General features: G+C 71.2%; 16 protein-coding genes and 3 pseudogenes. 12 read left to right on the forward strand and 7 right to left on the reverse strand.

Going from position 1 to position 25,702, the window contains the following annotated elements; all coding sequences use genetic code 11:
- The first annotated feature begins 16 nt into the window (after positions 1 to 16).
- Entirely contained in the window at positions 17 to 2,680 is a 2,664-nt protein-coding gene (locus tag ACWIHT_RS13805; protein WP_456167710.1) for an FAD/NAD(P)-binding protein, read from the forward strand.
- A 12-nt stretch (positions 2,681 to 2,692) separates the two neighbouring features.
- On the opposite strand, the gene ACWIHT_RS13810 is transcribed toward ACWIHT_RS13805, so the two are convergent.
- Positions 2,693 to 4,126: a HAMP domain-containing sensor histidine kinase gene (locus ACWIHT_RS13810; RefSeq protein ID WP_456167712.1), complete on the reverse strand. Its 1,434-nt coding sequence runs from the start codon at positions 4,124 to 4,126 to the stop codon at positions 2,693 to 2,695.
- Positions 4,123 to 4,818 (reverse strand): response regulator transcription factor, encoded by a 696-nt coding sequence (locus ACWIHT_RS13815; protein WP_456167714.1) that lies wholly within the window; start codon positions 4,816 to 4,818, stop codon positions 4,123 to 4,125. The genes ACWIHT_RS13810 and ACWIHT_RS13815 overlap by 4 nt, the downstream gene beginning before the upstream one ends.
- Positions 4,819 to 5,019: 201 nt before the next feature.
- Between ACWIHT_RS13815 and ACWIHT_RS13820 the strand changes: the two genes are divergently transcribed.
- Together ACWIHT_RS13820 and ACWIHT_RS13825 are read left to right on the forward strand one after the other, a co-directional pair.
- Positions 5,020 to 6,426, forward strand: a complete 1,407-nt coding sequence (locus tag ACWIHT_RS13820; protein WP_456167716.1) for a ferredoxin reductase family protein — start codon at positions 5,020 to 5,022, stop codon at positions 6,424 to 6,426.
- Positions 6,427 to 6,456: 30 nt separating this feature from the next.
- Positions 6,457 to 6,708, forward strand: a complete 252-nt coding sequence (locus ACWIHT_RS13825; RefSeq protein WP_456168021.1) for a hypothetical protein — start codon at positions 6,457 to 6,459, stop codon at positions 6,706 to 6,708.
- A 59-nt stretch (positions 6,709 to 6,767) separates the two neighbouring features.
- Here ACWIHT_RS13825 and ACWIHT_RS13830 read toward each other — a convergent pair.
- Positions 6,768 to 8,952: pseudogene (locus ACWIHT_RS13830) on the reverse strand (MMPL family transporter); the annotation flags it as partial.
- Positions 8,953 to 9,128: 176 nt separating this feature from the next.
- On the reverse strand, positions 9,129 to 10,112 hold the full coding sequence (locus ACWIHT_RS13835) for an ArsR/SmtB family transcription factor (RefSeq protein ID WP_456167718.1): 984 nt from the start codon (positions 10,110 to 10,112) through the stop codon (positions 9,129 to 9,131).
- Between the two features lie 141 nt (positions 10,113 to 10,253).
- Here ACWIHT_RS13835 and ACWIHT_RS13840 point away from each other — a divergent pair, with 141 nt between their 5' ends.
- Positions 10,254 to 10,703, forward strand: a complete 450-nt coding sequence (locus ACWIHT_RS13840) for a peptidase inhibitor family I36 protein (RefSeq protein WP_456167720.1) — start codon at positions 10,254 to 10,256, stop codon at positions 10,701 to 10,703.
- Between the two features lie 78 nt (positions 10,704 to 10,781).
- Here the strand turns inward: ACWIHT_RS13840 and ACWIHT_RS13845 are convergent.
- The 3 genes and pseudogenes from ACWIHT_RS13845 to ACWIHT_RS13855 all read right to left on the reverse strand — a co-directional run.
- Positions 10,782 to 11,048: pseudogene (locus ACWIHT_RS13845) on the reverse strand (response regulator transcription factor); the annotation flags it as partial.
- Positions 11,049 to 11,184: 136 nt separating this feature from the next.
- Positions 11,185 to 11,982 (reverse strand): IclR family transcriptional regulator, encoded by a 798-nt coding sequence (locus ACWIHT_RS13850; RefSeq protein WP_456167722.1) that lies wholly within the window; start codon positions 11,980 to 11,982, stop codon positions 11,185 to 11,187.
- 22 nt (positions 11,983 to 12,004) lie between these two features.
- Positions 12,005 to 12,430, reverse strand: a complete 426-nt coding sequence (locus ACWIHT_RS13855; RefSeq protein ID WP_456167724.1) for a MarR family winged helix-turn-helix transcriptional regulator — start codon at positions 12,428 to 12,430, stop codon at positions 12,005 to 12,007.
- Between the two features lie 227 nt (positions 12,431 to 12,657).
- On the opposite strand from ACWIHT_RS13855, the gene ACWIHT_RS13860 reads away from it, so the two are divergent.
- The 8 genes and pseudogenes from ACWIHT_RS13860 to fxsT all read left to right on the forward strand — a co-directional run bounded on the left by ACWIHT_RS13860 (position 12,658) and on the right by fxsT (position 25,702).
- Positions 12,658 to 13,575, forward strand: a complete 918-nt coding sequence (locus ACWIHT_RS13860) for an SDR family NAD(P)-dependent oxidoreductase (RefSeq protein ID WP_456167726.1) — start codon at positions 12,658 to 12,660, stop codon at positions 13,573 to 13,575.
- Positions 13,575 to 14,444: an amidohydrolase family protein gene (locus ACWIHT_RS13865; protein WP_456167728.1), complete on the forward strand. Its 870-nt coding sequence runs from the start codon at positions 13,575 to 13,577 to the stop codon at positions 14,442 to 14,444. Before ACWIHT_RS13860 ends, ACWIHT_RS13865 begins: the two co-directional genes overlap by 1 nt.
- Positions 14,445 to 14,841: 397 nt before the next feature.
- A pseudogene (locus ACWIHT_RS13870) lies at positions 14,842 to 16,338 on the forward strand (acyl-CoA synthetase); the annotation flags it as partial.
- A gap of 45 nt (positions 16,339 to 16,383) precedes the next feature.
- Positions 16,384 to 16,839, forward strand: a complete 456-nt coding sequence (locus ACWIHT_RS13875; RefSeq protein ID WP_399120447.1) for a MaoC family dehydratase — start codon at positions 16,384 to 16,386, stop codon at positions 16,837 to 16,839.
- Positions 16,840 to 17,353: 514 nt separating this feature from the next.
- Complete coding sequence (locus ACWIHT_RS13880) at positions 17,354 to 19,492, forward strand: FxsB family cyclophane-forming radical SAM/SPASM peptide maturase (RefSeq protein ID WP_456167731.1); 2,139 nt, start codon at positions 17,354 to 17,356, stop codon at positions 19,490 to 19,492.
- 65 nt (positions 19,493 to 19,557) lie between these two features.
- Positions 19,558 to 20,328, forward strand: a complete 771-nt coding sequence (locus ACWIHT_RS13885; RefSeq protein WP_456167733.1) for an aminoglycoside N(3)-acetyltransferase — start codon at positions 19,558 to 19,560, stop codon at positions 20,326 to 20,328.
- A 39-nt stretch (positions 20,329 to 20,367) separates the two neighbouring features.
- Positions 20,368 to 21,660, forward strand: coding sequence for a TIR-like protein FxsC (locus ACWIHT_RS13890; protein WP_456167735.1), 1,293 nt, complete (start codon positions 20,368 to 20,370; stop codon positions 21,658 to 21,660).
- Positions 21,647 to 25,702, forward strand: a complete 4,056-nt coding sequence (fxsT, locus tag ACWIHT_RS13895; RefSeq protein WP_456167737.1) for an FxSxx-COOH system tetratricopeptide repeat protein — start codon at positions 21,647 to 21,649, stop codon at positions 25,700 to 25,702. The genes ACWIHT_RS13890 and fxsT overlap by 14 nt, the downstream gene beginning before the upstream one ends.

Below are 25,702 nucleotides of genomic sequence, written 5' to 3' on the forward strand. Positions count from 1 at the left end.
CACGCCGGAGGCATTCGTGACCCAAGTCCGCAAGCGGCCCACCACAGCGATCGTCGGAGCGGGCGCGGCAGGCACCCTGACCGCCGTCCAACTCTGCGAGAGCGCCACGCGCCGCCGGACCCCCCTCGACCTGGTGCTGGTCGACCCGGCCCCCGAAGCCGGCCGCGGCACCGCCTACGCGACACCCGACCCGCGCCACCGCCTCAACGTCCCCGCAGGGGGCATGAGTTGCTACCCCGACGATTCCGGCCACTTCACCCGCTGGCTGTGCCGCCACGGCGAACCCACCGTCGACGGCGCCGACTTCGCCACTCGCTACCGTTACGGCGCCTACCTCGCCGACACCCTCGCCCAGGCCGTCGTCCGTTCCCACGGCGCCGTCTCCGTACGCCGCCTGCGCACCCGCGCGGAGAGCTGTACCGGCACCGCCACAGGCCCCGTGGAACTCCACCTCGCCGACGGGGGACTGCTCACCGTCGACAGCGCGGTCCTCGCCACCGGCCCCGCCGCCCCCACGGCCGCCTGGGCCCCGCCCGCGCTGCGCACCTCGCCCCGCTTCGTCAACTCACCCTGGACACCAGGTGCGTTGGACGCCGTACGCGAGGACACCGCCGACATCCTCCTCGTCGGCACCGGCCTCACCGCCGTCGACCTCGCCCTCACCCTCGACCGCCCCGAACGCACCGTGCACGCCGTCTCCCGCACCGGACTCCTGCCGCAGCCGCACGCGTTGGGACCGGCCGGCCCGATGGAGGCACCGAACTGGCCGCACGACCTGACCCTGAACGGACTGCGCCGGACCGTCTACCGGCACGTCAGCCGCTCCGTCCGCACCCACGGCGACTGGCGGCCCGCCCTCGACAGCCTCCGCCCGCACACCGCACGCCTCTGGCACAGCCTCACCCCCGAAGAACGCGCGGAGTTCCTCACCGACGAGGGCGCGATCTGGAACACCCACCGCCACCGCATGGCCCCCACCACCGCCGAATCGGTCACCCGGGCCCGTACCACCCGACGCCTCCAGGTCCACACCGGCACGATTACCGAAGTCGCCGAGGACGGCGACCGGTTGGCGGTCACACTGTCCAACGGCCGGACACTGCACGCTGGTTGGGTCATCGACTGCACCGGCCCTGGGCAGCGGCTCGAAGACCCGCTGTGGCGAAGCCTGTTCACGACGGGCATGGCGGTGCCGGGGCCGCTCGGCATGGGAGTCGCCACCCGCGACGGACGACTCCTCGACGCCCAAGGCCGTTGCGCACGGCCCCTGTTCACCCTCGGCGCCCCACGACGCGGCGAACTGTGGGAGACCACCGCGATCCCCGAGATCCGCGTCCAGGCCGCCGCCCTCGCCCGACAACTGCTCGCGCCCCCGGCCCGCCGCACCGCCCGCCGCAGACCCGTCGACGGACTCGGACTCCCGCTCTCCACCCACGCCGAGGCCGCCACCGCGTACCGCAGCGGACTCGACCGGGTCCTCAAAGTGCGCGCAGGCGCCGAGGACGCCTTCGCCCGCGCCATCGCCCTGGACCCCGGATTCGCCCTGGGCCACGCGGCGTTGGCCCTCCTGGGCCACGAGTGCGGAGCCGCCGTCGACGTACCCCGCGCCCTCGCCGACGCCCAGCGCTGCGCCCACGAACGGGCCGACGAACGGGAGCGGTCCTTCGTGGACGTGATCACCCGCCGCGTCCAATCCACCGACGGGGGAGGCGCGTTGATACGGCACCTCGACACCCACCCCGCCGACGCGCTCGCCCTCGCCGCCGCCGTACCCACCATCGCGTTCTCCGGCGTCACCGACCTGGACGACGACTACGCGCTCCGCCTCGCCGAGCGCACGTCCCCCGCCTACGACGGACACTGGTTCCACACCTCGCTGCTCGCGTTCCTGCGCCAGGAGCAGGGTCGGCTGCACGAGGCGGGCGAACTCGCCCACCGCGCCCTGGGAGTCGAGCCTTCCTCGGGTCACGCCGTGCACGCGCTGACCCACGTCCACTACGAGTCCGGCGCCCACGAGGCGGGCCGGGACTGGCTCGACGGCTGGGTGTCAGGAAGGGGCCGGGGAGCGGTCCACCGGGCCCACTTCTCCTGGCACATCGCCCTGCACGAACTCGCGTTGGACGACCCCGCCGCCGTACGCAGGCGCTGGTTCGCCCAGTTGGCGCCCGGCCGGGTGACCGGGGTGCGCGCGCTCGTCGACTCCGGGTCGCTGCTGTGGCGGGCCCGGCTCAGCGGCAACTGGCAGGGGGAGCTGCCGACTTCGGACGTACTGGACGCCGTGACCCGCGAGGTCCTGGAGCGGCCCGCGACCGCGTTCACCGCGCTGCACGCGGCGGTGGCCCTCACCGCCGCCGGCGACCTTCCGGCGCTGCGCCGCCTCCACGACCACGCGGCGGGCGCCGACCCGGTGCAGCGCGAGGTCATCGCCCCGCTCTGCGAGGCCTTCGCCGCCCTCGTCGAACACCGCTTCCACGACGCGGCCCACGGCCTCGACGCACTCCTGCCGGTCCTGCGCAAGGTGGGCGGCAGCGCGGCCCAACGCGAGGTAGTGGAGGAGACGTTGCTGTACGCACTGGTGTCCGCGGGACGGTGCGACGCGGCAAGGCGCTTGCTGGACGCACGACTTGACCGGAAGGCGGCGCCTCGGGATCGGCGGATGCTGGCGGGGTTGCCCGGATGACAGGGGGCCTGTTCAGTCCTGGGTCGGCTGCCCGTGGGGTTCTTCCCCCTCCGCGACGGGAAGGGCGAGCGTGGCCTCCAGGCCCCCGCCACGGCTCACGCCGAGTTGGAACGTTCCACGGTGGAGGTGGGCCTGCTGGTCGACGAGGGCGAGGCCGAGGCCGGAGCCGGGGGAGCGGGTTCGGGTGCCGCGGGTGAAGCGTTCCGTCATGGCGTGCCGTTGATCGGCGGGGATGCCCGGGCCGTCGTCGCCGACGCCGATCCGGACCGTACCGGCGTCCCGGGTGAGCCGGACCTCGACGGCGCCGCCGGGACGGCCGTGCAGGGCCGCGTTGTCGAGGAGGTTGTCGACGGCCAGCCGCAGACCCACCGGCCAGCCGTCCACCTGGACGGGCATGGACGCGTCGGCCGTCAACTCGTAGGCCGTGGTGGGGTGTCGGCGGGCCGCCTGGGCGACCGCCGTGTCGAGGAGTTCGCCCACCACGACCCGGGTGCGTTCGGGCAGCGCGTGGGCGTCGCCGCGGGCGAGCGTCTGTAGACCGGTGAGCAGGGCGGTGATCCGGCGGTGTTCCGCGCTCATCGCCTCAAGTGCCCGTGCCCGCTGGGCGGTTGGGAGGTCGGGGTTGCGCTGGAGGGTCTCCAGCGTCACCCCGATGCTGGTGAGCGGGGTGCGCAGTTCGTGCCCGGCGTCGGCGGTGAAACGGCGGGTGGACTCCATGCTCGTACGCAACTGGTCCAGCATGCTGTTCAGCGCGCGGGACAGGTCGGCGACCTCCTGCGGCCGTTCGGCGGCGGGGAGTTGGGGCCCCGCCGTGTCGGCGCTGATCGCGAGGGCGCCGGTCCGCAGGCGCTCCAGCGGCTGGAGGATGATCCGGGTGAGCAGCCAGACCCCGCCGGCCGTGGCGAGCGCGGCGAAGAGGGTGACGGCAGCGACGATCGCGGTGTTGTCCGCGAGCCGCCGTTCGATGGGGTCGATGTCCTGGAGGACTTCGAGACGGTATCCGCCGGTGTCCAGCGGCCGGGTCAGCGAACGCCAGGTCTGCCCGCCCGCGTCGACGGTGCGGTAGCCGTCGCGGGTCGGCGGCGGGAGCGGTGCGGTCGGGGTCTCGCCGTGCTGGGCGACGACCTTCCCGCCGGAGATCAGCCGGACCAGACTCTGACTGCCGGCCAGCAGCCCGCCGTAGTCGTCCCCACTGCCCCCGCTGTCCCCACTGCCCCCGCCGTCTCCGCTGTCCCCGGTGTCCGGATGCCCGCTCTGGTCGAGGAGTTTCTCGGTGTCCTTGTCGCCCTTCTCGACCCGGGCGGCGAGCTGGCGGTCGACGTCGGTGCGGTCGCGGTGGTCGATGCGGGCGACGATGACCAGCCCGGCGAGCGCGACCACGACGGTCACCAGCACCGCGACCGCGGCCGTGATCCGGGAGCGCAGACTGCGCGGCAGCCACCTCACGGGCCGGTGCTCAGCACGAAGCCGATCCCGCGCACGGTCCGTAGCACCCTGGTGCCGCCGTCGGCCTCCAGTTTCTTGCGGAGGTAGCCGATGAACACGTCCACCACATTGGTGTCCACGTCCCAGGTGTAGCCCCACACCTGCTCCAGGAGCTGGGCCCGGGACAGGACCTGCCCGGGCCGGTGGGCGAGCGCGAGCAGCAGGTCGAACTCGCGCGTCGTCAGCCGCAGATCCCGGCCCGCCCGGGACGCCACCCGCCGCGCCGGTTCGATCGCGACCTCGCCGACGACCAGGGGCCGTTCGGCGGTCGACTCGTGCAGCCGGACCATCGCGTGCAGCCGCGCCGACAACTCCCCTACGGAGAACGGTTTTACGACGTAGTCGTCCGCGCCCGCCGCCAGCCCCGCCACGCGGTCGTCGACCTCGTCGCGGGCGGACAGCATGCACACCGGCAGCGTCCGGCCCTGGGCGCGCAGCACGCGCACCACCTCGACCCCGGACAGGCCCGGCATCGTCACGTCCAGGACGATCACCGAAGGCGGCCGGCCGGCGACCTGGTCGAGCGCCGTCTCACCGTCCTCGGCGAGCCGGACCGTGAAGCCCTCAAGACCGAGCCCCAGGTCCAGGGCCGCACGCACACCGGGGTCGTCGTCGACCACCAGCACCTCCGGTCTACGGCCCACCGCCGCCATGCAGCACCTCTTCCTCACCGGCACCCGCGGCAGCGGACACCGTCGCCTGCCCCAAGGATCGGCGCCGAACGACAAGGAAGTCTAAGAACCACGCGGCCCACGCCGCTTTCTTAGAGCGGCCACAAGAACCGTCGCGAGGGTGATCACAGGCCCCGCCCGAACGGTGCCCCCTCCCGACCCCGCGACGAAGGAAGCCGGCCGATGACCCTGCCCACCGTCCTGCCCCGAGGGCAGCACACGCCACCCGCCCCACTCCGCCGCGCGCGGTTCACGCTCGCCGACCCGCTCGGCGCGCTCGCGATCCTCTCCGTGGTCGCGGTCGTCGCCCTGTGGGTGATGAACCAGGGCGGCCCGCTCTCCCTCACCGCCTCCGACCGGGCGACCGGCTCCCTCGGTCTGCTCGCCGGGCTGCTGGCCTCCGACCTGATGATCCTCCAGGTCGTCGTCCTCGCCCGGATCCCCTGGTTGGAACGGTCCTGGGGCCACGATCTGCTCGCCCGCCGCCACCGTCTGCTCGGCTTCGCCTCGTTCTGGCTGATGATCACCCACGTCGTCCTGTTCGCCGTCGAACGCACGGCCCGCGAACCGTCGGCCCAACTGGCCGCGCTGCTACGGCTGTTCGTCACCGACTCCTGGATGCTCTGCGCGACCGCGGGCACCCTCGCCCTGATCATGGTCGTCGTCACCTCGATCCGCGCGGCCCGCCGCCGACTCCGCTACGAGTCCTGGCACCTCCTGCACCTCTACTCCTACGCCGGCATCGCGGCCACCTTCCCGCACACCTTCACCGACGGCGCCGACTTCCACGAGACCTGGACCCGCGTCTACTGGTGGTGCCTCTACGGCTTCGCGTTCGCCGCCACCCTCGCCTACCGTCTCGCCCTCCCCGCCTGGCGCTCCCTCCGCCACCGGCTGCGCGTGGAGTCCGTGGTCACCGAGGCCCCCGGCACGGTGTCGATCACGCTCAAGGGGCACCACTTGGACCGGTTGCGGACGGCCTCCGGCCAGTTCTTCGTCTGGCGCTTCCTCGACGGCCCCGGCTGGTCCCGCGGCAACCCCTACACGCTCTCCGCCGCCCCCACCCCCGACCGGCTCCGCATCACCATCAAGGCCGCCGGCGACGGCAGCGCCCGCGCCGCCCGCCTCACCCCCGGCACCCGCGCCCTGATCGAGGGCCCCTACGGCACCCTCACCGCCCGCCGCCGCACCTGGCCCCGCATGCTCCTCATGGCCGCCGGAATCGGCATCACCCCCATGCGCGCCCTGATCGAGGACACTCCGTACGGCCCCGGCGAGGCCACGCTCATCTATCGCTACGGCGCCGACGAGCACGCCGTGTTCGCCGACGAACTCCGCGCCCTCGCCGCCGACCGGGGCGTCGAACTGATCCTGCTCCCGGGCCCCCGCCGCGCCGACACCTCCTGGCAGCCGGCGGGTCCCGCACACCTCACCGACGACGTCCAGGCCCTCAAGGACCTCGTCCCCGACATCGAGCACCGCGACGTCTACGTCTGCGGCCCGCCCGCCTGGATCACCGCCGTCCGCCGGGCCGCCCGCGCCGCCGGAGCCCACCGCGACAGCGTCCACACCGAAGACTTCGCCTGGTAACAGCCCCCCGACCCACCCTCAGGAGCACACATGCGACGCATCACCCTCTGGTTCACCGCCACCCTCGCCGTGGCCGTCCTTCTCCTCGCCTTCCAGCTCAACGCCTCCGGCGCGACCGGCAAGTCCGGCGACGGCGGCGACCACATGCCACCCGCGGCCAACGCAACCGCCAACACCACAGCCCCTGTTTCTGCCTCTGCCTCTGCCTCCGCATCGGCGAAACCGGGGGACGACACCCCCGGCGACGGCGACCATGCGGGAAAGCCCGGCGAGAACAAGTAGTCCCCGCCGGACCCGAATTCACGGCTCACCACTTCACGGCTCGCCAACTCCCGTTCCACGGGCGCCTCTTCACGCGGCCGAACCGGTCGTGCGCCCGGCGCAGCACCTTCGGTGCCCACCAGTCCCGTCGGTCGAGCAGCGCCATCGCCGCCGGAACCAGCAGCATCCGTACGACAGTTGTGTCGATCAGCACCGCGAGGGTGAGGCCGAGACCGATCTGGAGGATCGGGGAGAAGCCGCCCGTCATGAAGGCGCCGAAGGCGACAGCGAGGAGCAGGGCGGCGCAGGTGACCACCCGGCCCGAGCGGCGCAGACCGGTCACCACGGCCTCCTGGTCGTCGCCTGTCAGGCGCCGGGCCTCGCGCATCCGGGCCAGGATGAGCAGCTCGTAGTCCATGGCGAGCCCGAAGGCGATCGCGACGATCAGCGGCGGCGCCGTCAGGCTCAACGCGCCCAGCCCCCGCGCACCGAGGGCGCCGGCGAGATGGCCGTACTGGAAGACCCACACCACCGCGCCGAGCGCGGCCCCCAGGCTGAGGAGGGTGGTCGCGATCGTGCGCAGCGGGATCAGCACCGAGCCCGTGAAGGCGAACAGGAGGAGGAAGATCCCGGCGAGGACGGTCTCGGCGGCCCGCGGGGCGCGGTCGGTGAGCGTCGCGCGGAAGTCGACCAACCGGGCGGCGGTACCGGTGACTTGGACCGGTCCAGTTCCCCGCATGTCCCGGACCTTCCGGACGAGGTCGGTGGCCGCCCTGCCGTCGGCGCTGCCGGGCGGTTGTAGGGACAGGACCGTGCCGCCGTCGGGCAGGGCGCGGGACGTGGCGGTCGGGGAGAGGGCGCGGATACGGTCGGCGGTCGCGGCGTCGGTGCCCGGTCGCAGGACGACGGTGACGGGGGAGACTCCGGTTCCGGCCGGGAAGTGCGCGTCGACCGTGTCGTACAACCGCCGTGCCTCGGTGCTGCGCGGGAGCTGATGGGCGTCGCCGATGCTGATCCGCAGGCCGGTGACCGGCAGGGCGAGGACGAGCAGTGCCGGGACGAGCAGTGCCGGGACGAGCAGGGCCAGGACGAGCAGGGCCAGGACGAGTAGGACGAGGACGGCGACGGCGAGGACGGCGATGCGGCGGCGCGTCGCGAAGCGGGCCCGCCGGGCGAAGACCCGCCCCTCCTCGGTCCCGGGCCTGGCCCGCGCCGGCGCGATCCCGGCGGCGAACCGGGCCAGCAGCGCCGGGAGCAGCGTGATCGCGGCCAGCATGTCGACGACAACCACGACGACCACGACGACCACGACGACCACGACGACCACGACGACCACGACGACCATGGCCGCCACCGCGAGGCCCATGCTGCGCAGGAACGTGCTCGGGAAGACCAGCAGACCGGTCAGGCTGAGGGCGACGGTCAGCCCGGAGAGCAGCACGGTACGGACCGCTCGGGCCACCGTGCGGTGCACCGCCTCCACCACGTCCGCCGTGTCCGGGCGTTCTTCGCGGAAGCGGACCAGCATCAACAGGGCGTAGTCCACGGCGAGTCCGAGCCCCAGCATCGTGGTCACCTGGATCGCGTACACCGAGATGTCGGTGACCTGGCTGAAGCCGAACAGCGCCAGGAACGCCCCCGCGATCCCGCTGACCGCGATCACCAGCGGCAGCGCGGCGGCCCGCAGACCGCCGAACACGACCAGCAGCAGGGCGAGTACGACCGGCAGCGAGACCAACTCGGCGCGCTGAATGTCCTGTTGGCCCGCTCACGGATCTGCTTCCCCAGCAACAGACCGCCGCTGACATGGACTTCGGGCGCGTCGATCTCCCGGATCCGGTCGGCCGCCGCGTCCACCGCCTGCTCCTCGGCGTCGTCGTCCAGCCCGCCCCTGAGCGTGACGGGGATCAAAAGCGCCCGCCCGTCCCGCGAGGTGAGGCCGGGCGTGGTGTACGGGTCCGGTACGGCGGCGACTCCGGCGAGCGCACGGACGTCGGTCACGGCTCGCTCGACCTGGTCGCGCAGGGCGGGGTCGGAGACCGCGACGCCCGCCACGACACCGGTGACGGTCTCACCGGTCGGATCGACCCGGTCGGGATACCGCGCGGCCAACTCGGACTCGGTGCCCGGGACTTCGGGCACATTGTCGGACAGCCGCCCGAACACGCCCGTCCCCAGCCCGAACCCGAGCAGCAGGAAGAGCACCCAGACGGTGATCACGGTCAGTGGACGGCGGGTCGCCGCCCGGGCGAGTGGGACGAGCACGGTCCCTCCCGGCGGGGCATCGGATGACATGCGTCCCAGACTGGTGGGGGAGGGGGTGGCGTCGGATCGCCGGAGCGAGGGGTTTCGGCGGCTCGGTCGCACGGGTGAGACGGAGGTCCCTCTCACTCCCGCGGGGGAGGAATCCCCTGTCCCGGTAGGGGTGCTGGGGGCCGGCGTCAGTGGCTGCCCCGCCCCGTTCGCAGCAGGGCGGCGCCGAGCGGGGTCAGCGTGTGCAGGACCGTGTTGGCGTGGCGGTGGCTGGTGATCAGGCCCGCGTCGCGCAGGACGGCCGTGTGATGGCTGGCCGTCGTGGGTGTCACACCGGCCCGGCGGGCGGCCTCGGTGGTCGTGGAGCCGGTCGCGCTGGCTCTCAGGATCGCGGCGCGGGTGGGGCCGAGCAGCACGTTCAGGGGCGGGGAGTCGGTGTGCGATGCCGTCTGTGGCCGGTGGTGGACGGGGTGGAGCAGCACGGGCGGGAGCCCGGGGTCGGCCAGGGCGACGGGAGTGTGCCAGCAGAAGTGGGAGGGGATCAGGAGCAGCCCCTGCCCGTCGAGATGGACGTCGCGGTGGTCCGGATACGGATCGATCTCCAGGACCGGTGGCCGCCAGCGGATCGTGGGGCCCAGTCCGTTGAGCATGCCTTCGGTCCCGGCGTGGAACAGGGCGTGGGCGTGCCGGGCCCGCTCGGCGTGCAGCCGTTCCTGGATGGCCTCCTCGTGCGGGGCGATCACCGCACGGTGGTAGGCGCGCAGGGCGTCCACGAGTTGTTCGCGCAGGTCCCGCTCGGTGAGCCGGTGCGCCCAGGCGGGGGCACCGACGGCCCGGGTGAGCATGCCGACCTCGCTCACCACCCGCTCCCGCCCGGTCGCCAAAAGGGCGTCGAGCCCGGCCTCCAGCCCGTGGGCGCCCTCCGGCGGCGTCAGGAAATCGGGGAAGTAACTGGCGCGCGGGAAGAGCGGCAACAGGAAGGACTTCACCGTCCGTTCGAGCCCGGCCCGCCGCAACGAGTCGGACGCGGCGCGGAACCAGGGCGCGTAGGCCCAGCGGCCTTCACGGGTCTGGAGCCGGTGCAGACTGACCGCGATCTCCCAGAGCGCGTGCGGCTCGGTCGCCACTCTGACCTTGGTGAGGTCCTCCTGCGTGAAATGAAAGCGGAGCATCCGTTTCCCCGTCCGCTCCCGTTGCCGACCTGCGAAGTGTCAGCGCACTCGCATGAGAATGACAAGGACATACCCGGCCCAGGAACATGAATTCCCGCCAGTGGCAGGCCAGTTGGCACCCTCCACGAGAAAGGCCACGGGATGTCCTCGTACGCGAAGGAGCACGACCGGAAGCCCGGCCGCACACCCCGGCGGGGCCGCAGAACCCTCTTCGCCGCGGCGATCGCCTTCGCCCTGGCGGCCCTGGGCCTGATCGCACCGAGTTCGGCGAGTGCGTCGGCGCAGGCGGCGTGGGACTGTCCGAGCGGTGATCTGTGCATCTGGACCGGCACCGCCGGCACGGGCAGCCGGTGCACGTGGACGAACGCCGACACGGACTGGTACACCGCTCCCGTCGTGTGTTCCTGGGCCGACGACCAGGTCGTCGGGTCGGCCAAGAACAACGGTACGTCGAACTCGTACGACTGGGTCGTTCTCTACAGCGGTGCGAACTACGGCGGTACCACCTGCTACTTCATCGCTCAGCACGGCGGTACGTGGTCGAGCCTCAACTACAAGCTCCGTTCGCACCGCTGGTCGTCCATCTGCTGACCGGCGGACGACGGGTCGGCGGGCCCCGGAGCGCCGGGACCCGACCCGACCTGACCCGTGCCGCTAGCGGCGGGTTCGTCAGGGCGCCCCGGGTGTCACCAGCCCTGTCTCGTACGCGCAGATCACCGCCCGCACCCGGTCCCTCAGCCCCAACTCGCCCAGCACATTGCTGACATGGGTCTTCACCGTGTGCTCACTGACGAACAGGGTCGTCGCGATCTCGGCGTTGGACAGACCCCGGGCGAGCGGCCGCAGCGTCTCCTCCTCGCGCGCGGTGAGGATCTCCAGGCGCCGCGGCGCGACATCGGCGACGGCCTCCTCGCGGCGCCGCCGCACGATGTCCGCCCAGTGCTGCACACGCATGGGCGGCTCCTCGGGGCAGGGGCCGTTCCAGTATCGCGACGTCACACCGGCAGGGCCTCGCCGGTACGAGGGATATCCGCGCCGGGCCCGGCGGATCCCGATCCCGATCCCGATCCCGTCACGGCTCCGGCCGCCACCCCAGCGCCCGCGAGATCCCGCGCGCCGCGAGCCGTACCGCCGGGATCAACGCCGGTACCTGGGCGTCCACTTGGGGCACGACGACCGACACGGCCGCCACCACCGCACCGTCCGGCCCGCGCACCGGAGCGGCCACCGACAGCGCGTCGTCCGTGACCTGACGGTCACTCACCGCAACGCCGGCGCGCCGCACTTCGGCCAGCACCCGCCGCAGCCGTACCGGATCGGTGATCGTATACGGCGTGAAGGACGCCAACTCGCCTGCGCAGTAGGCCTCTTGGGCGTTCGGGTCGTCGTGGGCCAGTAGGGCGAGGCCGACGCCGGTGGCGTGCAGCGGCCAGCGGGCGCCCACCCGGATGTGCACCCCGACCGCCGAACGGCCCGAGATCCACTCGGTGTAGACGACCTCAGTGCCGTCCCGCACCGCCAACTGCACGTTCTCGTGCGTCGATTCGTACAGGTCCTCCAGGTAGGGCAGGGCCACTTGGCGCAGGGCCAGGCCGCGGGGCGCGAGCGCCGCGATCTCCCACAGCCGCAGTCCCACGTGGTAGACGCCGGACGCGTCCCGCTCCAGCGCGCCCCACTCGGTGAGGGCGCCCGCGAGCCGGTGCGCGGTGGTCAGGGTGAGTCCGGCCCGGCGGCCGATGTCGGACAGCGACAGGGCCGTGTGCTCGTGGTCGAAGGCGGCGAGCACGGCGAGCAGCCGGTCGGGGGCGGAACGGGTCGTTCCTGCCTGGCGCGCGGAGCGGGCGGGCGTCTCCGACCGGATCGTGCTCATCGCCGTACCTCCTTGTCCGGCGTCAGGCGAGTCCGTCCTCGGCGACCTGCTGCAACAGCGTGTGCAGGGTCTCCCGCTGGGCCGTGTCCAGCGGGCCGAGGAGTTCGTTCGTGACGCGCAGGCCCGCCTCGTCGGTGTCGCGCAGGAAACCGCGGCCGTTCTCCGTCAGGACCACGATGCGGCTCCGCCGGTCGTCGGGGGAAGGGCGCCGCTCGGCGAATCCCAGCTTCTCCAGGTCGTCGACCAGGCCGACGATCGCGCTCGGGTCGTAGCCCAGCCGCGTGCTCAGCTCGCGCTGGAGGGCGCCCTCGGACGTGGCCAGGAAGCGGAGCAGCGCGTAGTGGCGCAGGCGCAGGCCCGACTCCTGGAGGAACGTGTTGAAGAGCTGGCCGGAGCGCAGGCCCAGCCGGTACAGGAGGTAACCGGTGTCCGCGTGCAGCCCGCGCATCCACGGCTCGTGCGCGTCGATCGGGGGGTTCGCGGCGTGCTGCTGGCGGGCGATGGCGGGCTCCCTGGGTAGAGGCCCCGGGGTGGGGCGTGCGGTGGTTCGAGGTCAGTGTGACGCACCTGGTCCGTCGGCAACAACTATTGACGTCAACAATTATTGCTCTTAGCTTCGATCTCGCAGCCGCAGTACTTCTTGGACCACGTGTCCTCCTGTGAAGGGACTCGCTCGTGCCCAGCATCGATCTGACCGGCAAGGTCGCCGTCGTCACCGGCAGTGGCCGGGGCCTCGGCCTCGCCTACGCGCAGGCCCTGGCCGCCCACGGCGCGTCCGTGGTCGTCAACGACATCGACGAGGCGGTGGCCGACCAGGCCGTGAAGTCGATCACCGAGGCGGGCGGCACCGCCGTCGCCGAGGTCGTCCCGGTCGGCACGACCGAGGCCGCCGAACGCCTGGTCAACCGTGCCGTCGAGGAGTTCGGACGACTCGACGTCCTGGTCACCAACGCGGGCATCCTGCGCGACAAGGTGCTGTGGAAGATGACCGACGAGGACTTCGACGCGGTGATCACCACCCACCTCAAGGGCACCTTCACCTGCGCCCGCGCCGCCGCCGTACGAATGCGCGAACAGGGCGAGGGCGGCAGCCTCATCCTGGTCGGCTCGCCCGCCGGACAGCGCGGCAACTTCGGCCAGACCAACTACTCCGCCGCCAAGGCCGGCATCGCCGCCTTCGCCCGCACTTGGTCCATGGAACTCGGCCGCGCCGGCATCACCGTCAACGCGATTGTGCCGGTCGCCGCGACCGCGATGACCGAGACGATCCCCGCGTTCGCCCCGTACATCGAGGCCATGAAGCACGGTGCTCCGCTGCCCGACTTCCTCCGCAAGGGCGAGGGCTTCGGCACCCCCGAGGACTGCGCCGCCCTCGTCCCCTTCCTCGCCTCCGAGGCCGCACGCTCGATCACCGGCCAGGCCATCGGCATCGGCGGCGACAAAGTGGCACTCTGGTCCCACCCGCAGGAGATCAGCACGGCCTACGCCGACGGCGGCTGGACCCCCGACACCCTCGCCGTCGCCTTCCCCACCTCGGTCGGCGCCGAACTCCAGTCGGTCGGCATCCCCGCACCGAAACTGCCGGAGGCGTGATGGACCTGACCGACCTCGTCGCGATCGACGTCCACACCCACGCGGAGGTGTCCTCCAAGGGCCACTCCTCCCTGGACGACGACCTCCACGACGCGTCCTCCGCCTACTTCAAGGTCGAGGGCAAGCGGAAGCCGACCCTGGAGGAGACCGCCGCGTACTACCGCGAACGGAAGATGGCCGCCGTGATCTTCACGGTCGACGCCGAGTCCGCGACCGGCACCGAGCCCGTCCCGAACGAGGAGGTCGCCGAGGCCGCCGCCGCCAACGCCGACGTCCTCATCCCCTTCGCGTCCATCGACCCGTTCCGGGGCCGAGCGGGCGTGAAGCAGGCCCGGCGGCTGGTCGAGGAGTACGGCGTCAAGGGCTTCAAGTTCCACCCCAACATCCAGGGCTTCTTCCCCAACGACCGCGCCGTGGCCTACGACCTGTACGAGGTCATCGAGGAGACGGGCGCCATCGCCCTCTTCCACACCGGCCAGACCGGCATCGGCGCGGGGGTACCGGGAGGCGGCGGCATCCGCCTCAAGTACTCCAACCCCCTCCACGTGGACGACGTCGCCGCGGACTTCCCCCACCTCAAGATCATCCTGGCGCACCCGTCCTTCCCCTGGCAGGACGAGGCCCTCGCCGTCGCCACCCACAAGCCGGGCGTCCACATCGACCTCTCCGGCTGGTCACCGAAGTACTTCCCGCCGCAGCTCGTGCAGTACGCGAACACCCTGCTCAAGGACAAGGTCCTCTTCGGCTCCGACTACCCCGTCCTCACCCCGGACCGCTGGCTCGCCGACTTCGAGAAACTGCCCATCAAGGACGAGGTCAGACCGAAGATCCTCAAGGACAACGCCGCCCGCCTGCTCGGGCTGACGTAAGGGGCACCGGATGCGCAACGAGGGACTGGGCTCCTGGCCCGCACGCCGGGCCCGCAAGACCCCGCACCGCACGGCGTTGGTCTACAGCGGATTGTCTGCGGTCGACGGTGGCTCGACTGCGGTCGACGGAGGATTGTCTCCGGTCGACGGTGAATCGTCTGCGGTCGATGGTGGATTGTCTACGGTCGGCGATGGATCGCCTGCGGTCGGAAGTGGATCGACTGCGGGAGTCGGCGATGGGCCGCCCGTGGGGCACGGTGGTTTGCCGACCGGCACTGGTAGTTCGTCGACGGTCGGCGATGGACGATCGACCAGCTCCCGTAGCTCGTCGACGACCGCCGGTGGACGGTCGACCGCCCACGGTGGTCCGTCGACAGTCGCCCATGAATCGTCGACAGACGACGGTAGTTCGTCGACAGCCGACAGTAGATCGTCGGCACGCGACAGCGGATCGTCGGCGGTCGGCGACGGCTCGGCCATGGACTACGGCACACTGCACACACGAACCACCCGCCTCGCCCACGCCCTGCGCACCCGGGGCGTCCGCCGCGGCGACCGTATCGCCTACCTCGGCCCCAACCACCCCTCCTACCTGGAGACCCTGTTCGCCGCCGGCACGCTCGGCGCGGTCTTCGTCCCGCTCAACACCCGGCTCACCGCCCCCGAGATCGCCTACCAACTCGCCGACTCCAGCGCCAAGATCCTCGTCCACGGCCCGACGCACACCGCCATCGTCGCCGGACTGCCCGGCAGCACCGACGTACGCGTCTACATCGAAGTCGGCCCCGAATACGAGGAGTTGCTCGCGGCGGCGTCCGCCGAGCCGATCGACGAGCCCGTCACCGCCGACGACACCTGCATCATCATGTACACCTCGGGCACCACCGGCCGCCCCAAGGGCGCCATGCTCACACACGGCAACCTGACCTGGAACGCGCTCAACGTCCTCGTCGACACCGACCTGATCGCCGACGAACGCGCCCTGGTCTCCGCCCCGTTGTTCCACACGGCCGGCCTCAACATGCTCACCCTGCCGGTGCTGCTCAAGGGCGGCACCTGCGTCCTGGTCGAGTCCTTCGACCCGGACGCCACCTTCGACCTGGTCGAACGGCACCGGATCACCTTCATGTTCGGGGTGCCGACGATGTTCGACCGGATCGCCCGGCATCCCCGCTGGGCCGACGCCGACCTGTCCTCGCTGCGCATCCTCACCTGCGGCGGCTCCCCGGTCCCGTCCCCGCTCATCGCCGCCTACCAGGAGCGGGGCCTGACCTTCCTCCAGGGCTACGGCATGACGGAGGCCGCGCCCGGAACCCTGTTCCTGGACGCCGAACACGCGGTGAGCAAGGCGGGTTCGGCGGGCGTACCGCACTTCTTCAGCGACGTACGGGTCGTCCGGCCCGACTTCACCCCCACCGACGTCGGCGAGACCGGCGAGGTCGTGGTCCGCGGACCGCACGTCATGCCCGGCTACTGGGGGTTGCCCGAGGAGACGGCCGCGGTCTTCGCCGACGGCTGGTTCCGCAGCGGGGACGCGGCCCGGACCGACGACGACGGCTACGTGTACATCGTCGACCGTATGAAGGACATGATCATCTCCGGTGGGGAGAACATCTACCCCGCCGAGATCGAGGACCTGCTCCTGGCCCACCCCGATGTCGTCGAGTGCGCGGTCATCGGCGTCGCGGACGACAAGTGGGGCGAGGTGCCGCGGGCGGTCGTCGTACCGAGGGAAGGCGCCTCGCTGGACCCCGACGAGGTACTGGCCTCGCTGGCCGGCCGCCTGGCCAAGTACAAGATCCCCAAGTCGGTGGTGGTCGCGGACGAACTCCCGCGCACCGCCTCGGGGAAGCTCCTCAAGTCCCGGGTGCGCAAGCACTTCGGCGACCAGTAGACAGCCCACGTGCAACCCTCAGCTCCCCCAAGGAACAGGCTACTTATGAGCATCACCGTCAACGGCCTCGACGAACTCAAGAAGCTCGCGGGCAGCGACCTGGGCACCAGCGAGTGGATCGAGGTCACCCAGGAACGCATCGACACCTTCGCCGACGCGACCGGCGACCACCAGTGGATCCACGTCGACCCGGAGAAAGCCGCGGCGGGTCCCTTCGGCGCACCCATCGCGCACGGCTATCTGACCCTCTCTCTCTTCATCCCGCTCTTCACCGAACTGCTCGACGTCGAGGGCGTGTCCACGAAGGTCAACTACGGCCTGAACAAGGTGCGTTTCCCCGCACCGGTCAAGGTGGGGTCGCGGATCCGGCTCGCCGCGAGGCTCGCCTCGGTGGAGGACGTACCGGGAGGGGTGCAGATCGCCGTCGACGGGACGATCGAGATCGAGGGCGGGCCGAAGCCGGCGGCGGTGGTGCAGAGTCTGTCCCGTTTCTACGCATGAAGCGGCACGGCTCTACCCATGACATGACGCGGCACGGCTCCACGCATGACGCGGCACGGCGGAGATTGGCCGGTACCGGGTGGCGGGGCGACTTTGCCGGGACGCTGCGCGCATACGAACGCTATGGTGAGGGAAGAAACTACCCGACTGGCCCAACACACCCACAGCGATAGGCCCGCTGACCTGCGGTAAAGAATCCGCCGTCGGCGTTGGCTAACGTGGTGGGCCAGTCCGCGATAGCGTGTTCCCTGAGACTTTCGCCTGTGCGGTGAAGAGGTGGCTTGTTCTGCCGCCTCGCCGCCCTCCTGATCAGGGAATGCCGTGATCATTTCAGCAAGAACCATTTCGCAGCCGACTGTTGTCGCCAACCGTGCTGCGGCCATGACGCAACTTGACGCTCCGCACGACCCGAGGAGTGTCCGAGGGGTACGTCGTGCGCTCTCGTCCACGCACAGTCGAGAGGGCGCCCGGGTCACATTCCAGTCTTCTATTTGATGACAGCGATTCCTTCAGAATGACCAGTCCGCTGGTTCCACTTCGGCAAATCGTTCTCAAGGTCCACAGCAGGTGCGACCTTGCGTGCGATCACTGCTATGTGTACGAGCATGCCGATCAAAGTTGGACCTCCCGCCCCAAAGTGATCTCGGAGGAGGTCATTTCGTGGACTGCTCTGCGTCTGGCGGAACACGCGAAAACCCATGCATTGCCCTCCGTGCAGGTCATCCTGCACGGAGGGGAGCCCCTCCTGGCGGGCCCGGCCCGGCTGCGGCGCATCTGCGAGGAACTGCACACCGCGCTGAGCGGAATCGCCGAACTCGATCTACGTATCCACACGAACGGCGTTCAACTCGGCGAGCGCTATCTCGATCTCTTCGCCGAATTCGACGTCCGGGTGGGCATCTCCCTGGACGGCGACCAGGCCGCCAACGACCTGCACCGTCGATTCGCCAACGGCCGCACCAGCTACGACAAGGTGCTGGCAGCCGTCGCACTGCTGCGACAGGAGCGCTACCGCCACCTCTACGCGGGCCTCCTGTGCACCATCGACGTACGCAACAGTCCGGTCGCCGCCTACGACGCGCTGGCCGCACTGGACCCCCCGCGCATCGACTTCCTTCTGCCGCACGCCACTTGGGACGACCCGCCCCCGCGCCCCGACGCGGTCCCCACGCCGTACGCCGACTGGCTGATGGCGGTCTACGACCGCTGGGACGCCCAAGGCCGCCCCATGCCTGTGCGGTTGTTCGACTCGGTGATCAGCACACTCGGCGGCGGACTGAGCCTGACCGAGTCCATGGGGCTGGCGCCCGCCGACGTCGTGGTGATCGAGACCGACGGAACGTTCGAGCAGGCGGACTCGCTCAAGACCGCGTACGACGGCGCCCCGGCCACCGGTGAGGATGTCTTCGACAACACCCTCGACGACGTGGCCGGTCATCCCGGAATCGCCGCCCGGCAGCAGGGGTTGGCGGGACTGAGCGAACAATGCCGGTCCTGCCCCGTGGTGCGCTCCTGCGGAGGCGGCCTGTTCGCCCACCGGTACCGGGGCGACGCCAGCGGATTCGACAACCCGTCGGTCTTCTGCGCCGATCTCGAAGCACTGATCCGCTCGATCGACCACCGCACGGGCGCCGGAGCCGACCGGCCGATCGAGGGGTTCGACGCCCTCGCCGACGGCAGCGACGACGGCACGGCGGTGCGGGAGCTGGTCCGGGCGCGACAGGCGGTGACCCGGCAACTGCTCACCATGGTCGACCGTGAACTGCCGCACGGGGACGACGAGTTGTGGGAGCCCGCCTGGGACCTGGCGCTACGGCTCGGCCGTCGGGACGGTGCGCTGTTGGAGCCCTTCCTGTCCCATCCCTACACCCGGACATGGCTCGTGCGCTGCCTCGACGGCGAAGCCCCGTCCGGCCATCTGGCCTCACTGGTCGCCGCCGCCGCGCTGCCGGCCGGCGCTGTCGACCGGGTCACGGTGCCCGTCCGCGAAGGCTTCGCCCATCTCGCCGGGGCGGGACGGCTGCGCACCCAACAGGCTGCGGAGACAGTGGAGTTGACCGGTGACCGGATCGGCGCCGGCGCACCCGGGTGGGAGCACCTGCGACGGCTGCGGGCCGACGGCCTCGACGTGGCACTGGACGACATCGACCCCTACCGCGACTGCTACGACCGGCCCGTCCGGGAGCGGTTGACGGACGAGGAGATCGAGGAGTGGCGGCATCTGCTCCCGCAGGCCTGGGAGTTGATCCGCAAGACGCTGCCGGGGGTGGCCTCCGGAATGGCGGCCGGTGTGCGGGTGGTGACACCGCTCGTCGGCGCCGCGGACCCGGACAGTGTCTCCTCCGGAGCGGGATTCGCGGGCCTCGGAGTCGAGTTGAGCGGAGATCCGGTGCGGCTCGCCGTAGATCTGGTGCGCGCCTTCCGCCTCGGTCTCCTGGACGCCGTCCTCGACGTGTGCGACCTGTACGACGAGGCGGACCCGCGCACCGGGGCCCTGCTCGCCGACACGTACGCCCGCGTGGCGACCGAGGCGCTGCGGCCGACCGCCGAATCGGCCCGGCGGACCGATGCCCTGCTGGAGGAACTCTCGGCGGCCGGTTCACTCACCGCGCTCGGACGACGGTTCGTCGACGGTATGCGGCGGGACCGGTGAAAGGGCCCCGGCCGTTACCCGACGGCCTCGCAGCACTCGGTGTCAGACCCGGGGCGACCCTGCTGGTGCACGCCTCCTCGCGCCGGGTCGGCCCGGCCGCCGACGCGCTGCCCGGCGCCCTCCTCGACGCTCTCGGACCGGACGGAACGCTGGTCGTCCCCACGTTCACCGCCGGCAACTCCGACTCCTCGCCCGCGTACCGACAGCGCGTCCACGGGATGACGGACCGTCAGCGGGCGGACCACGAAAGGGAGATGCCGCCGTTCGACCCGGCGCGGACGGCCTCGCAGGGCATGGGACGGCTGGCGGAGACGGTGCGTCGCAGACGGGACGCGGTGCGCAGCGCGCATCCCCAGACGTCGTTCGCCGCCGTGGGAGCCCGGGCGGCGGAACTGATGGCCGATCACGACGAGGAGTGCCACCTGGGGGAGGCCTCGCCCCTGGCCCGGCTGTTCTCGGCCGGTGCCCAGGTGCTGCTGGTCGGCGTCGGCTACGAGGTGTGCAGCGCCTTCCATCTCGCGGAGTACCGGACCACCACGGACCCGCCCAGCCGGGAATACCGCTGCGTGGTGCTGCGCGACGGGCGGCGCGTGTGGACCTCGTACAAGGACGTCGACCTGGACGACAGCGACTTCGGCGCGCTGGGCGCGGCGTACGAGGCGCACGACGCGGCACTCGCTGCCCCCGCCCTGCGGCACGGTCAACTCGGCGACGCCGACGCCCGGTTGCTGCCGCTGCGAGCGGCGGTGGAGTTCGCCGTCGGCTGGCTGTCCGGAAATCGTCCTCGCCCGCATGAGGCGAACCAGTCACAAAACGCTGCCGGATTCCTACACTGAGTCTCCACGCATGGGGGATCGGGGGATCGTGTGCAGCGGATGGAACCATTAGGGGCGGAGAGTGCCGCCCCGTACTTCTTCCTGAGCTACGCCCACTCGCCCCGAGACGACTTCGACGAGCCCGACCCGGACATGTGGGTCCACCGGTTCTTCCGTGATCTGCGCGGCCACATACGGGAGATGGCCGACACGGACGGCGGTCCCGCGGGGTTCATGGACCGTTCCATGCGGGCCGGGGAGATCTGGACGGAAGAGCTCGAAGGTTCGCTCGCCGGGTGCAGAGTGTTCGTACCGTTGTACTCGCCCCGCTACTTCCGCAGTTCCTGGTGCGGTCGGGAATGGACCGCTTTCGGCCGCCGCGCCGCGCACCGTCGCACCGGGGAGCGCACCACCACGCCCAGCGCGGTCGTACCGGCCCTGTGGACGCCCGTCCCCACCCACCGACTGCCCGACAGCGTCAAGGACTTGCAGTACACACATCCCGAACTGGGCGACCGCTACCGCGAGTACGGGCTGTACGGACTCATCAAGGTCAGTTCGTTCCGCGGCGCCTACCAGAAGGCGGTGATGGAACTCGCCCAGCGCATCGTCAAGGTCGGCGAGGACGTCATCGTGGAGCGTGGCGGTGACACACCCCTGAGACAGCTGCCGAACGCCTTCGAGCCGCTGGACACCCGGCGGACCCTGCGGATCACCGTCGCCGCGCATTCGGTGGACCGAGTCCCGGACGGGCGCGCGCACACCTACTACGGCCGCTCGCCGCTGCACTGGAACCCCTACCACCCGGAGTCCGCGAAACCGCTCGCGAGCGTCGCCGCCGAGATAGCCGAGCGCCTGGACTACCGGCCCGACGTCAGGGCCTTCGACCCCGGCACGACCGCCGAGGCGGGACCGCCCGACGGACCGGAGGTGATGCTGCTCGACCGCTGGACGCTGCGCGATCCCGAACACCGGGCGGGACTGGCCGAGTTCGACAGGAGCCACCGGCCGGCGACCGCGCTCGTCGTGCCGTGGAACCGCGACGATCCCGACAGCGAGGCGGCGGAGGACGAACTGTCGGCGGCGGCGGAGGCGGTCCTGCCGCAGAAGATGAACCAGGGGCGCCAGGCGTGCAGACCCGCCGTCCGGGGCATTCCCGACCACGAGTCCTGTGGCGTGCTGCTGCCGCACGTCGTGCAGTGGGCCGCGGTCCAGTACCTCAAACAGAACCCGGGCCCTTCATTGCCCGGCCCCACCGTCCCGCGCTTCCGGCTGAGCATCTCGGGAGACCAGGACGGTCGACGGCGGGGGCCCCGCCCGTATGCCGAGGAGGACGACGATGAGCAGCCCTGAGGAACATGACGGCCGCGAGGGCCGGATCGTGACGTTCTACTCGTACAAGGGCGGCACCGGCCGGACGATGACGCTCGCCAACGCCGCCTGGATCCTGGCCGCCAACGGCAAACGGGTCCTGGCCGTCGACTGGGACCTGGAGGCGCCCGGCCTGCACCGCTTCTTCCACCCCTTCCTCGACCCGGCGACCATCGGCGCCACCACCGGTGTCATCGAACTCCTCTCCGACTACGCCTGGGCGGCCGCCGCCGACGCCGCCGAGAGCGAGTCCCGCCCGCCGGACTGGTACGTCGACTACGCCCGCATCCAGCGCCACGCCGTCTCCCTGGAATGGACCTTCCCCGGCCAGGGCACCCTGGACCTGGTCACCGCGGGACGGCAGAACCGCGACTACTCGGCGATCGTGAGCACCTTCGACTGGGACAACTTCTACGACCACCTCGGCGGCGGAGTGTTCTTCGACGCGTTACGCGACGACATGCGGCGCAACTACGACTACGTCCTCATCGACAGCCGCACCGGCCTGTCCGACATCGCGGACATCTGCACCGCCCATCTCCCGGACATCCTCGTCGACTGCTTCACGCTCAGCGACCAGAGCATCGACGGCGCCTCCGCGGTCGCTCACCACATCGACCGCCGTTTCGCCCGACGCGCCATCCGCATCCTGCCGGTCCCCATGCGCATCGACGAGGGCGAGAAGGAGAAGGCCGAGGCCGGACGCTCCCTGGCCCGGGCCAAGTTCGACGGGTTCCCCTCGGGCATGACCGAGACCGAACGCACCAGCTACTGGGGGTCGGTGGAGATCCCGTACCGCGTCTACTACGCCTACGAGGAGACCCTCGCCACGTTCGGCGACGAGATCGGCAACCCCACCTCGCTGCTCTCGGCCTTCGAGCGGCTCACCGGTGTCATCAGCGGCCAGACCGTCACCGCGCTGCCGCGCATCGACGAACAGGTCCGCCAGCGCTACAAGAGCGCCTTCACCCGCAGCCGCTCGGTACTCCCCGCCGACCTCCACCTCAGCTATGTCGCGGAGGACCGGATGTGGGCGGACTGGATCGGCTCGCTGCTGGCCCGCGCCGGGTTCCGCGTGGTCCTGAAGTACGTCGGCTCCGAGGGCGACGGCGCGGAGAAGCCGGCCGACCGGACCGTCGTCGTACTGTCGCAGGCCTATCAGCGTTCCGCGCGCGCCCGGCAGGTGTGGGAGACCGCGACCGGGGGCGACCCGTCGAGGCGTCGTGAGGTGACGGCGGTGCGGGTCGGCGACATCCGGCTGACACCGTCGTTCAGCGAGTGGGAGTCCGTCGACCTGGTGCGGCTGGACGAGCCGCGGGCCGCCTCCGTGCTGCTGCGCGCCCTCGGCAAGCCCTCGCTGCCCGTCGAGCAGTCCGCCGACGGAATCGCCCCGGAGGCGCGTTTCCCGGGAACCGCCCCGAAGTTCTGGAACGTGTCGCCGCGCAACGCCTCCTTCACCGGACGCAGCGCCCTGCTGGAGCGGCTGCGGGACGGCCTCGTCACCAGCACCGCCGGAGGCTCCCCGGCGCCCTACGCCCTGTACGGGCTGGGCGGTGTCGGCAAGACCCAGATCGCGCTGGAGTACGTCCACCGTTTCGCCGCCGACTACGACCTGGTGTGGTGGATCCCCTCGGAGCAGAGCGAGTTCGTGATCTCGTCGTTGCAGGACCTCGCCGGACGGCTGAACCTCAGGGTCGGCGAGGACGCGGCACAGGCCGCGCAGGAGGCACGCGAGTACCTGCGCCAGTCGACCTCCGCGCTGCACTGGCTGCTGGTGTTCGACAACGCCGACGAGCCGGAGGAGGTCAGGCGCTACTTCCCCGGCGGCAACGGCCACATCCTGGTGACCTCCCGCAACCAGACCTGGCTCCAGTTCGGCGAGGCCCTGGAGGTCGACCCCTTCCTGCGCGAGGAGAGCGTCGAGCACCTGCTGCGCCGGGCCGCCGACCTCAGTGTCGCGGAGGCCGACCGGGTCGCGGAGGCCGTCGGCGACCTGCCGCTGGCCCTGGACCAGGCGGGCGCCTGGCTGGCCGAGACCGGCACCCCGGTGGACACCTACCTGCTGGAGTTGGAACAGCAGGCCGAACAGGTGCTGTCCTTCAGCCACCCCGCCAACTACCCCCAACCGGTGGCCGCCACCTGGAACGTCTCCATCGAGCGCCTCAAGGAGCGCTCACCCGCCGCCGTACGCCTGCTGCAACTGTGCGCCTTCTTCGCCGCGGAACCGATATCCCTGAATCTGCTCTACGGCAACGAGATGATCAAGGTCCTCTCCCAGGAGGACCCCACGTTGCAGGAGAAGATGGTCCTGGGCCGGGTGATCCGGGAGATCGGCCGGTTCGCGCTCGCCAAGGTGGACCGGGCCACCAAGTCGATCCAGGTGCACCGGCTGGTGCAGGCGGTGATCCGCTCCCAGCTCTCGCGGGAGGAGCAGGAGAGCGCCCAGCACGTGGTGCACCGCATCCTGGCGGACGCCAGGCCCGCGGGCGAGGAGCCCATCGACGAGCCGGAGAACAACGCCGTCTTCGCCGCGATCTGGCCCCACCTGGAGGCCTCCGAGGCCAGTACCTGCGACGAGCCCGCGACCCGGCAGCTCCTCATCGACCGACTGCGCTATCTGTGGAAGCGCGGCGATCTCAACACCGCCCTCGCCTTCGGTACGGAACTGCGGTCGTCCTGGGAACACCAACTCGCCGCGCGGCGCGAGGAGATCGCCGAGCTGGAGAAGCGGATCGCCGCCGACAAGGAGCGCACCGGCAGCGCGGACCCCGCCGATCTGGAGCGGCGGGAGGCGGAGGAGAACTATGTGCGGGACCTCGACATCCAGATCCTGCATCTGTGCTTCCACATCGCGAACCCGCTGCGCTCGCTGGGGAAGTACGTGGAGGCGGAAAAACTGGGGTCGGACACGCTGGCCCGCCAGCGCCGCATACTCGCCCCGGACCATCCGCACATCTTCATGACGGCGAGCGGTCTCGCCACCGACCTCGGCAGCGTCGGCCGGTTCAACGAGGCCCTTGAGCTGGCCACCGAGGCGTACAACGGCTTCAAGGAGTACTTCGACGAGGACCACCAGCGGACCCTCAACGCCAACAACAACCGCGCCGTCTGCCTGCGCCAGCTGGGCCGCTACACCGAGGCCCGCGACATCGACCAGGAGATCTACGACCGACGGCGCAACGACCTGGGGGCGGAGCACGAGCAGACCCTCCACAGCGCCGTCAACCTGGGGCGCGACCTGCGCGAGGTGGGGGACTACAACGGCTCGCTCACCCTGCTGCGGAGCAGCTACGAGACCTACCGGCGGCGGTTCGGCGACACCTACCCCGACACCCTGCGCGCCGCCAAGAGCCTCGCCGTCTCGCTGCGCAAGGCCGGTCAGGTCGCGGAGGCCAGCCACATCACCCTCCAGACCCGGGAGCACTACCGGGCCCGCGAGATCCCCACGTCCACCCCCGACGTGCTGGACTGCACCCTCAACTACGCCACCGACCTGTACGCCACCAACGCGCGGGACGAGGCCGTGGCACTGGCCCTGGAGATCGTGCCGCAGTACCGGATAGCGCCGGGTCTGCGCCATCCCGCGACCCTCGCCGCGGTCAACAACCTCGGTATCTTCCTGCGCGGTTCGGGCGAGGTGGGCAGCGCCCGGGAACTGCTGGAGGAGAACCTCGCCGTCCTGCGCGAGGTGCTCGGCGAGCAGCATCCCTACAGCCTGTCCGGTGCCGTGAACCTCGCCAATGTGCTGGCCGAGCACGGGGAACTGCTCAAGACCGAGCAACTGGAGCGGACGGCCATAGCCGGTTTCCAGCGCAGCCTCGGCGCTAGCCACCCGGACACCGTCGTCTCACGCGCCAACCTGTCCGTCACGCTGCGGGCCCTGAAGCGGCTGCCGGAGGCCGACCAGTTGCAGGGAGGCGCCGTGGAGGAACTGTCCCGGCGGCTCGGTGAGGAGCATCCGCACACCGTGAGCGTCCGCGACGGCAAGCGCGTCCACCGGGACCTGGAGCCGCTGCCCGTGTGA

The organism is Streptomyces sp. NPDC002276, from assembly GCF_053891435.1.